Below are 10,384 nucleotides of genomic sequence, written 5' to 3' on the forward strand. Positions count from 1 at the left end.
AGCGGGACGTACACCGACCCGCGCGGCCCCGATGCGAGCCGGGAGATGATGCGCTTCTTCCTGGCTCACGCGAGCACCACCGCCCAGACACGACACTGATGGTCACACCCGTCGGGAGGGTGAGCCAATCCGAGAGAGGGGCTCTGCCTTTGGACGGAGGGATGACCCGGGGATCACAGGGACAAGAGGAAGACGATCTCTAGAGAATTGTCCCAGTTGTCCCCGACCAAGGAGGGCGCGACCTGCTCTCTGTTCATCCGCTGCAGCCTGATCGCGCACGCCGTCCCACCGTGATGCGATTGGTGCCCGATCCGCAAGGCAAGGCCGGAGGGTGATCAGCTCAGCTTCGGCCTCAGGTCCTCGTAGAGCTTGTAGTAGTCGTAGGTCGGGTAGAACTCGGTCCGGAAGCCGCCCCAGGCCGCGCGCTCGATCAGGATGTTGACATCTCGCAGCCGCTCGGGCGGGAAGCGCAGCGTCACCACCTGCCCGATGCCCATCATCACGGACCAGCTTACCACCTCGACGCCGGCCGGCGGAAATTCGCGGAACCAGCCGGTTTGCTTGAGGTGCTGATTGATCTGGTCGACGGTCTTGGTCTGATCGTGGCGCAGGAAAATCGTCAGCACGGTGGTGCCCGGCGGGCCGGTGGGCGACTCGTCCGCGGCGGCAACTGGCCCCTCGTGGGCCTGCGCCGAGAGCACGAGGGCGCCGAGGAGTTGCCAGACGGAACGCCGTGTCGTCATCATGGGCCCTTCCTGCTGCTGTGCAGCGAGAACGCCCAATCGTCGCGGAGGGATGCATCGCCCCAGCGGCTCGATGAGTCCCGGAGGGTAAGCCCCGCCCAACGTTGCTCGCGCTCAAGCATGCCCGGGAGGGCGGATCGGTGCGACCGGTCGGAAGCCTCTTTTCTGGCCGAGGCTTGCTTCACCTGCCTCACCAAAAGGGGGCAGCGGACGTTACCCAGGCCAACTGCTGCTGAGAGATCTTCGCCGTCGGCGTAGCGGGAACATCCGAGGGTTAACGCACGGCATAGGTAAACCGGATCAGGTCTGCGGCGGGTACACTGCGATCGGCGTTTCCGGCCTTCTTTTCGGCGGCTTGAGGCGTATGCCACGAGGGCTGGCAGAGCCGGCTTCTGCCTGCGCATCTCCCGGAGCGCCTATGAGAACGATAACCCAGCTGATCGCCGAGGAACTGGCGGCAACCGAGTCGCGTGTTGCCGCAGCGGTCAAGCTGCTCGACGAGGGCTACACCGTGCCGTTCATCGCCCGTTATCGGAAGGAGGCGACCGCCTCCCTCGATGACGCGCAGCTGCGCACGCTGCAGGAGCGGTTGGCCTACCTACGTGAGCTGCAAGATCGGCGCAAAGCAATCACCGCGAGCATCACAGCGCAGGGCAAGATGACTCCGACGCTCGCGGCTGCCATCGCATCGGCCGATACGAAGGCGCGGCTGGAGGACATCTACCTGCCCTTCAAACCCAAGCGGCGAACCAAGGCACAGACGGCGCGAGAGGCGGGTCTGGGTCCACTCGCCGAGGCGCTGCTTGCGCGCCCTGAGACCGCTCCGGAGCGAGCCGCTGCGGGCTTCGTGTCGTCCGACAGGGGCATAGCCACACCCGAGGATGCGTTGGAGGGCGCAAAGGCCATCGTGATCGAGCGCTTCACCGAGGATGCCGACCTGATCGGCCGATTGCGCGAAGATTTTTGGCGTTCCGGCTCGGCCGTCTCGAAAGTGCGCAAGGGCAAGGCAACCGAGGGGGCCAAATTCGCCGATTACTTCGACTGGCGCGAGCGCCTGGAACGTATGCCCTCGCATCGTATCCTCGCGCTGTTTCGCGGCGAGAAGGAGGGTGTGCTCGACGTCGAACTCGCAGCCGAGGGCGAGGATTCCGAGCCCGGCATTCCGGGCCCTTTCGAGGCTGCGATCTGCCGGCGTCATGGCATCGCTTTCAGGGGACGTCCGGGCGATCGCTGGCTGCTCGACACCGTACGCGTGGCCTGGCACACGAAGATCCGCACCGGCATCCAGGGGGATCTGCGCACCCGGCTGTTCGAGCGCGCCGAGGAGGCTGCGGTCAAGGTGTTCGCGGGCAACCTGCGCGATCTTCTGCTCGCTGCCCCGGCGGGCGGGCGCGCCACGTTGGGTCTCGATCCGGGCTTTCGCAACGGCGTGAAGGCGGCAGTGGTGGACGCTACCGGCAAGGTCCTGGCTTTCGAGACCACCTTTCCGCACGAGCCGCAGCGCCGCTGGGCGGAAGCCATCGCAACGCTCGGCCATCTGTGCCGCCAGCACCGGGTCGAACTCATCGCGATCGGCAACGGCACTGCCTCGCGCGAGACCGACAAGCTGGCGGCGGAGATCATCGCTGCCAATCCCGAGGTCCGCATGGTCAAGGTGACCGTCTCGGAGGCCGGCGCGTCAGTGTACTCGGCTTCCGCCGTCGCCACGCAAGAGCTGCCGGGGCTCGACGTCTCCCACCGCGGCGCCGTGTCGATCGCCCGCCGCCTGCAGGACCCACTGGCCGAGCTCGTGAAGATCGATCCCAAGTCCATTGGCGTTGGGCAATACCAGCACGACGTCGGCGAGCAGAAGCTCTCGCGCGCGCTGACGGCGGTCGTCGAGGACGCGGTGAATGCGGTCGGCGTGGACGTCAATACGGCCTCGCCAATGTTGCTCGCCAGGGTCTCCGGTCTCGGCGAGGCAGTGGCGGCCAAGGTCGTGGCGCACCGCGACGCCCAGGGCCCGTTTCGAACCCGCAGCGCCCTGAAGGCCGTACCGGGCCTGGGGCCGAAGACATTCGAGCTCGCTGCTGGCTTCCTGCGTATCCGGGACGGCGACGATCCCCTCGACAGCTCCGGCGTTCATCCGGAGAGCTATCCGGTCGTGCGGCGCATTCTGCAGGCCACGAAGAGCGACATCCGCGCGCTGATCGGCAACGCGTCCGCGCTCGCCACGCTCTCTCTCCCGCTGCCTTCGCCGATGTCCGCTTCGGTGTGCCCACGGTGAGCGACATCATCGCCGAACTCGAGAAGCCCGGTCGTGACCCGCGCCCGGCCTTCAAAACGGCGAGCTTCAAGGAGGGCGTCGCGAGGATCGCCGACCTCCAGCCGGGCATGCAGCTGGAGGGCGTGGTCACCAACGTGGCGGCGTTCGGCGCGTTCGTGGACGTGGGCGTCCACCAGGACGGGCTCGTGCACATCTCTGCGATGGCGCGCAAACGGATCGCCTCACCCGCAGAGGTCGTTAAAACCGGCGACGTCGTGCGGGTGCTCGTGCTCGCCGTCGATGTCCCGCGCAGGCGCATCTCGCTATCAATGCGGCTCGACGACCTGATCGAATCGACGTCGGGTCCGCGACAGCGAGAGACGGCCCCGCTCGGGAAGCCGGTTCAGGCGGTCGGCCGACCGGACGTTCGCGACGGCGGTGGCGCGCTCGCGGAGGCGTTTCGCCGGGCAGGCTCATCGAAGAAGTGATCGTGAGTCTGAGGGCTCAGCAGCACCGGCCAGCGAGCGCAAGGTCACCAGAGCGCATGCGGCAGTCGCCGCTTCCGGCGCTTGGCTGACGATGGAGTGGGCGCGTGTCTCGTACATCGCTCCCAGGCCACTCCGACCGAGGAACTGCACTTGCCCAGCGAGGATGCCTCGAAAACAAAAAAGGCTAGCCGTGTCGGCGGCGAGTAGGTGCATTCAAGTCCGGCAATCTCTGAATGATCTTAGGCCCGGGCCGCGACCCGCAGAGCACCAAAGAGACGGGCGATCTTTCCGGGTTCTTCGCCCCTGTCGTCCAGTTCAGTTGGTTCGGCGCTGAACGGCTCAGGCTCCTCGCTCGCTCCATCCGGCTCGTCGGCATGAGCTTCGTCGTCGCGCACACGCTCGAGCAGATCGACAGCGAGTGGCGGTGGCTCCAGCTTGTACTCGTCCAGCAGCTTCACCGCTGCTGCGAGCACCCTGATGGACAGCAGCTTAAGCCGCGGCGGAGCCGTCGTCCCGGCTGCCCACGATCTCGAGCGCGCGCAGGATCGCCATCCCGATCGCATCCGCAACGATCCGGCCTTCTGGCGTTGCCGGCGTGACGGCGACCGCCTCCACCTCGTCACTGTCGACCACGCCGACAAAGACCCTGAGCACCGGGCCCTCCGGGCCGCTGTCGTCCTGCACGAGGCCGACCCGATAGCCGGCCTCCTCGCCGTAGAGGCAGACCGCCGTGGCTACCTGCACGGCCTCGGCTGGGGGCTTGTCCTGGCGCTGGCTTCCGAAATCGAGGTGGACAACGTTGCTCATGCCCCATGTTAGCCGGGAGGGAGCGCAGTTGCTGTGGAATTTTGGGGCTGCTAGAGCATTTTCCGCCGAAATGAACTCAGGCTCGGCGCAAGATGATGCGACATCATAGCAGGTTAGGGCGTTTTCCGTGATCTTCGGATCACGGAATTTCCCTCGTCCGCTCTTTGCCGGCCTGCCCGGCCTCGGCCTTCCCGTACTCAAAGTCCCAGCGCGAGTCCGTCGCTGCGCGGATCATGGGCGCCCACCACTCGACCCTCGCTCTCGACCACGATCGCACCTGCTTGACCGGCGAGTGGGCTGTTCGGCGCAATCCGGCTTATCACGTGGCCCAGACCCTCCAAAGCCGCGACCGTGGCGTCGCTAACGGATGCCTCGAGCTTCAGCGTGTCCCGGCCGTCCGAGAAGGTTCTGCCAAGGAGGAACCGTGGCCTCGTCAGCGCATCGAGTGGATCGAGACCGTAATCGATCAGCCGCGTCAGCAGCACAGTGAGCGTCTGCGGCTGCCCGTCGGCGCCCTGCGTGCCGTAGAGCAGATGCGGCTTGCCGCCCTTCAACGCCATGCCGGGATTGAGTGTGTAGAAGGGGCGCTTACCGCCCTGAACGACGTTTGGACTTGCCTTGTCGAGGCTGAAGGCGGCGCCTCGGTTCTGCCAGAGGACGCCGGTATCGCCGACGACGACCCCGCTGCCCCAGTCGAAATAGGTGCTTTGGAGCGCGCTGACGCTACGCCCCTGCTGATCCGTTACGCCGAAGAACACGGTGTCGCCCGTGCGGAACCTGTGAGGCCACGGCAGGGCACGGCGGCGGTCGACCGCGGCGGCCTTGGCGGCCAGGCGTGCGTCCCCCAGCCACAGGTCGAGCGGCGGTGCAATGAACGCGGGATCGGCGATCTCCGCTCGGTCCAGGAAGGCTTGCTTCACCGCCTCGACGCAGAGGTGGAAATACTCCGCACTCCCTTCCGCCACCGTGCCGACACCGAGGCGCTCTAGGATGCCCATGATGGCAAGAGTCGTTACGCCCTGCGTCGGTGGTGGCGGGGCGAGAAGCGTCAGGCCACGGTAGTCGAGAGCGACGGGCTCCTCCTCCGTCGCGATGGTCCGTCGCAAGTCGCTCGCGGTCAACGGCGATCCCACCTCCGCCAGACCTCTGGCGAGCGATGCCGCAAGTTCGCCCTCGTAGAAGTCGCGCGGCCCGTGTGTGGCGATGAGCTTGAGACTGCGGGCCAGAGCCTTCTGCACGAACGCTTCGCCGACTCGCGGACCTCGTCCGCCCGGCAGGAAGATGTCGGCGAAGCCGGGCCAGCCGGCGAGTTCACTCTGCCGGAAGTCCGTCCAGAACGCCTGCGACGGCGTGTAGGGGAAGCCGTCCTGAGCATAAGCGATGGCCGGGTCGAGCAGCGAGGAGAGGCTGACTCTGCCACCCCAGAGACGCCGCGAATACTCGTGGGCGAGGCGCCAAGTGTCGACGACGCCCGCGGACGCGAGCGTCGAAGCCGGACCACGCATTGGGATCGCGCTCTCGAAGACGGGCGGGTGCGCGGCCGCCTGGCCGATTCCCATCAGCGTCGTGCGCCGCCCATCGCGGTCCGCCACAATCCAGATCGCGTCACCGCCGAGTCCGCAAAAGTGCGGATAGGTCACGGCGAGCACGCCGCCGACGGCGATGGCCGCCTCGACCGCGTCGCCGCCCTCTCGCAGGATCTTAAGGCCCGCCTCGCTCGCAAGCGTATGCGGGCTTGTCACCATTCCCCGCGCTGACACGGCGAGGGCGGGGGCGTGGTGTTCCGACATGTCCTGTTTCAGAGCGAGCCCGGCAGGCACGGCGGTTCGAGAATGGCGCATGATCAAGCTCAAGGTTTGCCCTCGCGTGGGCGGGGCGAGTGAGCGGCGAGGACGCAGATGAGGATCACGAAGTCAGCGGTCCGGGGCGGGCCGCCGGGGCCTCCTCGACGACAGGATGATGATGATGAGCGCCGAGCTTTGCCGTCAGCCATGCGTAGACCGGGCCGAGCGCGTTCATCGCGAGGACGGACGCCAGCGCCACGAAGGGATCCTTCGGCACAGGCCCGAACCCACCGAAATAGGTGGCGAAGTACGACGCGAAGCCGAAGAACATGCCCGGGATGAAGCTCAGCGGCTCGAAGCGCCCCAATGCCATCATGGATCCATTGAGGCAGAACAGGATCGCGCATTGGGCGACCACGAGGGCTGCTCCGGTCAGGTGGAGGGCTGCGAATTGGAATCCGAGCACGATCATGCAGGCGACGCACGAGCCCAATGCCATGGTGGGCCAGATCCGGCGAAGAACCTCGGGCTTCGGCCCTCCGGCCGCGAATGTGCCGGCCCAGCCGATGAAGATGGCCCACGGCGGCAGGTGGTGTGGGATGAAGAGCGTCGTCACCGCGAGCGTGGAGGCGACGATTTCGGCGGGCGGCTTCCTCATGGCGTGTTTTCCCTCTGTGGTCGGCGCGTAAGTTCGCACCTTGTCGAACTAGGATCGGGTCGAACCGGACGCGGTCGGCGTGTGCGTCCGTCCGCAACCGCGGCAGATGCGGCTCTCGACGGTGGTGACGACCGTGACGCGGCCGCGCTTCAACACCCAGGAGCGGGCGGGCAGGTCGAGCAATGCGTCGGCGACGCTGAAGGTGTCGAGGATGACAATGTCGGCCTGCTTTCCGACGGCCAAACCGTAATCTTCGGATACGCCGACGACACGTGCCGCGTTCTCCGTGCCCATCTTCAGGATCTCACCCTGATGCTCCGGCGTCCCGAATTGGACAAGGTGCGCGAGCAGGTTACCGATCTGAAGAGGGTCGGCCTTGCCGAAGGGTGTGAAGGCGTTGCGGATGTTGTTGGAGGAGTAGGCGACGTTGACGCCGGCAGCATGCAGCGCACGCACTGGCGTCAATCCGCGGCGGGGCTTCGCCGTGTCGCCGCGGCCGCCCAAGTAGACGTCGGTCGCGGGTAGGGTCACGATGTGGATGTCGGCCTCGCGAAGAAGCTCGATCACCGGCTTCGCCTCGTCGGGCTCCAAGGCGCCGAGGCTCGTCACGTGGCCGAGGGCGACGCGGCCCCGGTAGCCGGTGGCGATGGTCTTCTCGGCAATGTAGCGGGCCGAGGCGAAGCGTCGATCACGCGTGTCGTCGGCGAAATCGACGTGCATGTCGATTGGACGGCCGTGTTTCGCGGCGATGTCGAACACGCGGTCGATATGCGCCATCGTATCGTCCCAACTCATCTCGTTGTAGGGACAGCCTCCGACGACGTCGGCGCCCATGTCGAGCGCCTCCTCCATCAGATCCTCGACGCCCGCGGTCTTGAGGATGCCTTCCTGCGGGAAGGCGACGATCTGAAGGTCGAGGAGATCGTGATACTCGTCCCGCAGCTGCACCGCGGTCTCGACGCCGACGAGCCCCTGGATCGGGTCGACGTCCGGGTGGGCTCGGACGAGGGTCGTCCCGTTCTTGACCGCCATATCGAGCACGCGCCGCGACCGTTCGAGGACGTCTTCGCGCTCCTGTTTGGCCTTGAGAATGCCCGTGACGCGGATCGCCTCCTCGAGCGTGCCGGAGCGGGCGGGCAAGCGCCGGTGCAGGAACGCCTTCTCGAGATGCAGGTGCGGCTCGATGAAACCAGGGAGCGCCGCACGCCCTCCAGCATCGATCTCTTCGCCGCCGATGGCCGGGATGGCTTCCGCGATCTCGACGATGCGCCCGGCCTCAATGCCGATATCCATCAGCGGCCGCTCGTCATCGATTCGCACGCGCCGAATTACGAATTCCATCGTGAAACCTCGCGTTTGCGCCCGGTCCGTCCCGCTGGGACCGCTTCAGGATCACGCCTTGGTTGCACCCTAGCGAGCCGACCTGATCGCTGGCAATCGGCCGGATCCGGGAACGGCCTCAGACTTTTCCGAGCTGCAGTGCAGCGTCAGGCCAGTCCACGGGCAAGAGCGTACCTAACGAGATCGGCTGTCGTCTCGGCGTTCATCTTGTACAGGACATTGCATTTGTGCGAGCTGACCGTTTTGACGCTCAGCTTCAGGGAACGCGCGATCGCCGAGACTTTGCGCCCCGCCACCAGCATATCGAAGATTTGCCGCTCGCGAGGCGTCAGACTTGCATGTGCCGGCTCAGGTTCGAGCCACTGCCGGAGGAGGGCTTCCGACGCGGTCGAACTGACCACGCGCTCGCCGGCTGCCGCCTTGCGGATGGTCTGGTAGAGCTGGTCCGACGCACTGCTCTTGGTGACGTATCCGCTCGCGCCGGCCTTCAGGGCCTCGATGACGTATTGCTGCTCCTCGTGCATGCTGAGCACGACGACGCGGTGTCCGCCGGGACGCCGCGCGACGTCTCTGACGAGACCGATACCGCTGCGTCCCGGCATCGAGAGGTCCAGCAGCACCACGTCGCAGGGCGCCTCGGCTAATCGGTGGATCAGGTCATCGCCGTTAGTGGCTTCGCCGACGATGGCGAAATCCGGCTGCTCGACGAGGATCTGCTTCAATCCTTCCCGGAAGATCGTGTGGTCGTCGGCGATCCAGACGCGGATCATGTCCGCCTCCTTCTCGGGCCGGAGGTCTTGAAGGGTAGACGGACCGTCACCGCCGTGCCCTGCACGGCAGAACTGTCGATCTCGACCGATCCGCCGAGAAGGCGGGCGCGTTCACGCATCCCTGCGAGACCGAGCCGGTCTCCTGCCCCTGCTGACGAGTTGATGCCACAACCGTCGTCACTGACCTCGATCAAGAGCAATCCGTCGAGATGGCGAACCGCGATTCGCGCCGACGTCGCCCGGCTGTGCCGGACCACGTTCGTTAGGGCCTCTTGGACGATCCGGAAAGCGGCCGTGCTCACGTCCGGATCATACGTGCAATCGTTCCTGTCGAACACGAGTTGGACCGGCAGCGCGCCGTGTTCGGTCGCGGATTGCGCCAGCCACTCGATAGCACAGTGCAGACCGAGTTCGTCGAGGATGATGGGGCGAAGCTCCGTTGCAATGCGGCGCAGATCGACGACCGCCTGGTCGGCGATGCTGATCAGGCGATTGAGCCGGGCAACGCCGGTCGCGGGCTCCGCCGGGAGCCGTTCCCTCAACCAGACGAGATCCAATTTCATCGCGGTGAGTGTCTGCCCCAGCTCATCATGGAGCTCCCGCGCGATCCTTGCACGCTCTTCTTCGCGGGCGCGCTGCTCGAACTCAGACAGCTTCCGCAGCTGCGCCCGGGACGCGAGAAGCTCCTCTTCCGAAGCCTTGCGCTCCGTGATGTCGCGCGAAATACCGACCGTTCCGACGATGCGCCCGGCCTTGTTCCGAATCGGCGACTTGATGGTGTCGTACCAGCGCAGCTGCCCGTCGGCATCGCGCCGGCACTCCTCGTAGCGGCGCCGACGCCCGCTCCGAAGCACGGCCCGGTCCGTCCTTAGATAGACCTCGGCGATGTCAGATGGCCAAACCTCGGCGGTCATCCGGCCGATGACCCTGTCCGCAGTTCCGCCGAGAGCTTCGAGATAGGTCGTGCTGACGGCGAGATAGCGGGAGTCTCTGTCCTTGAGCCACGCCATGTCGGGAATATTGTCGAGCAGCGCGCTCTGTATCCACCCGTCGCGACTGCTCTCCGTAGCCATGACGGCAAGCCCCGAGTACCTCCGCTGGTCTACGCCTGCCAACGCTTGCTGTCGACGGCAACCGAGCGAATGTCGACCACATTCTCGCGCGTCGTCGACAATCCGCGCCCGACCAACGGCAGACCAGAACATCGATAGCCGCATCCGTTCGCGCCCCCTCTTGATAGGAAGAGGCGGATGATCGCGGGCGAGGAATAAAGCCTTCTGGCAGCAAAAGTGATCGAACTCGTTGCTCGGTTTCTGACTCCGGCTCGCGCGCAGCTCTGCTCACAACGTTTCCTGCGCGTCGGCGATCCTGCTGACATGGGCGGCGACAATCTTCCAGCCGTCAGGTAATCGTATCCAGGTTTGACTCTGGCGCCCGGTCTGGCCGAGACTAGAGCGGGTCCCGATCAGCTGGAAGCACAAGCGTCATCCTCGTAGCCGGCGGCCGAGAAGTAGTTGCGGCACTCCGCAGGCGAAAGGCGCGCGAAGG

Annotated in this window: 8 protein-coding genes and 3 pseudogenes; 2 read left to right on the plus strand and 9 right to left on the minus strand. The window is 66.0% G+C overall.

What is annotated here, in order from left to right; translation table 11 throughout:
- Positions 1 to 99: pseudogene (locus WDW90_RS31770) on the plus strand (extracellular catalytic domain type 1 short-chain-length polyhydroxyalkanoate depolymerase); the annotation flags it as partial.
- Positions 100 to 335: 236 nt separating this feature from the next.
- On the opposite strand, the gene WDW90_RS31775 reads toward WDW90_RS31770, so the two are convergent.
- Positions 336 to 746 (minus strand): hypothetical protein, encoded by a 411-nt coding sequence (locus WDW90_RS31775; protein WP_336491578.1) that lies wholly within the window; start codon positions 744 to 746, stop codon positions 336 to 338.
- 415 nt (positions 747 to 1,161) lie between these two features.
- On the opposite strand from WDW90_RS31775, the pseudogene WDW90_RS31780 reads away from it, so the two are divergent.
- Positions 1,162 to 3,476: pseudogene (locus WDW90_RS31780) on the plus strand (Tex family protein).
- A gap of 239 nt (positions 3,477 to 3,715) precedes the next feature.
- Here WDW90_RS31780 and WDW90_RS31785 read toward each other — a convergent pair.
- From WDW90_RS31785 to WDW90_RS31820, 8 genes and pseudogenes are all read right to left on the minus strand, one after another.
- The gene (locus tag WDW90_RS31785) at positions 3,716 to 3,934 is read right to left on the minus strand and encodes a hypothetical protein (RefSeq protein WP_336491580.1); all 219 of its coding nucleotides are present in this window, start codon (positions 3,932 to 3,934) and stop codon (positions 3,716 to 3,718) included.
- Positions 3,935 to 3,965: 31 nt separating this feature from the next.
- The gene (locus WDW90_RS31790) at positions 3,966 to 4,283 is read right to left on the minus strand and encodes a hypothetical protein (protein ID WP_336491581.1); all 318 of its coding nucleotides are present in this window, start codon (positions 4,281 to 4,283) and stop codon (positions 3,966 to 3,968) included.
- A gap of 197 nt (positions 4,284 to 4,480) precedes the next feature.
- On the minus strand, positions 4,481 to 6,028 hold the full coding sequence (locus WDW90_RS31795) for a gamma-glutamyltransferase family protein (RefSeq protein WP_336491589.1): 1,548 nt from the start codon (positions 6,026 to 6,028) through the stop codon (positions 4,481 to 4,483).
- 160 nt (positions 6,029 to 6,188) lie between these two features.
- Positions 6,189 to 6,725, minus strand: a complete 537-nt coding sequence (locus WDW90_RS31800) for a DUF1097 domain-containing protein (protein ID WP_336491583.1) — start codon at positions 6,723 to 6,725, stop codon at positions 6,189 to 6,191.
- A gap of 48 nt (positions 6,726 to 6,773) precedes the next feature.
- Positions 6,774 to 8,066, minus strand: a complete 1,293-nt coding sequence (locus WDW90_RS31805) for an amidohydrolase family protein (protein ID WP_336491584.1) — start codon at positions 8,064 to 8,066, stop codon at positions 6,774 to 6,776.
- Positions 8,067 to 8,212: 146 nt separating this feature from the next.
- Positions 8,213 to 8,836 (minus strand): response regulator transcription factor, encoded by a 624-nt coding sequence (locus WDW90_RS31810; protein ID WP_336491586.1) that lies wholly within the window; start codon positions 8,834 to 8,836, stop codon positions 8,213 to 8,215.
- Positions 8,833 to 9,909 (minus strand): PAS domain-containing sensor histidine kinase, encoded by a 1,077-nt coding sequence (locus WDW90_RS31815; protein WP_336491587.1) that lies wholly within the window; start codon positions 9,907 to 9,909, stop codon positions 8,833 to 8,835. The genes WDW90_RS31810 and WDW90_RS31815 overlap by 4 nt, the downstream gene beginning before the upstream one ends.
- 267 nt (positions 9,910 to 10,176) lie before the next feature.
- Positions 10,177 to 10,290: pseudogene (locus WDW90_RS31820) on the minus strand (AtzH-like domain-containing protein); the annotation flags it as partial.
- Positions 10,291 to 10,384 lie beyond the last annotated feature (94 nt).

It is taken from the genome of Methylobacterium nigriterrae (assembly GCF_037106235.1).
Lineage (GTDB): Bacteria > Pseudomonadota > Alphaproteobacteria > Rhizobiales > Beijerinckiaceae > Methylobacterium > Methylobacterium nigriterrae.

Excerpts from the sequence above, each read along its gene's own strand:
- WDW90_RS31775 (WP_336491578.1), bottom strand. The coding sequence starts at position 746 with ATGATGACGACACGGCGTTCCGTCTGGCAACTCCTCGGCGCCCTCGTG.
- WDW90_RS31790 (WP_336491581.1), bottom strand. The coding sequence starts at position 4,283 with ATGAGCAACGTTGTCCACCTCGATTTCGGAAGCCAGCGCCAGGACAAG.
- WDW90_RS31795 (WP_336491589.1), bottom strand. The coding sequence starts at position 6,028 with ATGGTGACAAGCCCGCATACGCTTGCGAGCGAGGCGGGCCTTAAGATC.
- WDW90_RS31800 (WP_336491583.1), bottom strand. The coding sequence starts at position 6,725 with ATGAGGAAGCCGCCCGCCGAAATCGTCGCCTCCACGCTCGCGGTGACG.
- WDW90_RS31805 (WP_336491584.1), bottom strand. The coding sequence starts at position 8,066 with ATGGAATTCGTAATTCGGCGCGTGCGAATCGATGACGAGCGGCCGCTG.
- WDW90_RS31810 (WP_336491586.1), bottom strand. The coding sequence starts at position 8,836 with ATGATCCGCGTCTGGATCGCCGACGACCACACGATCTTCCGGGAAGGA.
- WDW90_RS31815 (WP_336491587.1), bottom strand. The coding sequence starts at position 9,909 with ATGGCTACGGAGAGCAGTCGCGACGGGTGGATACAGAGCGCGCTGCTC.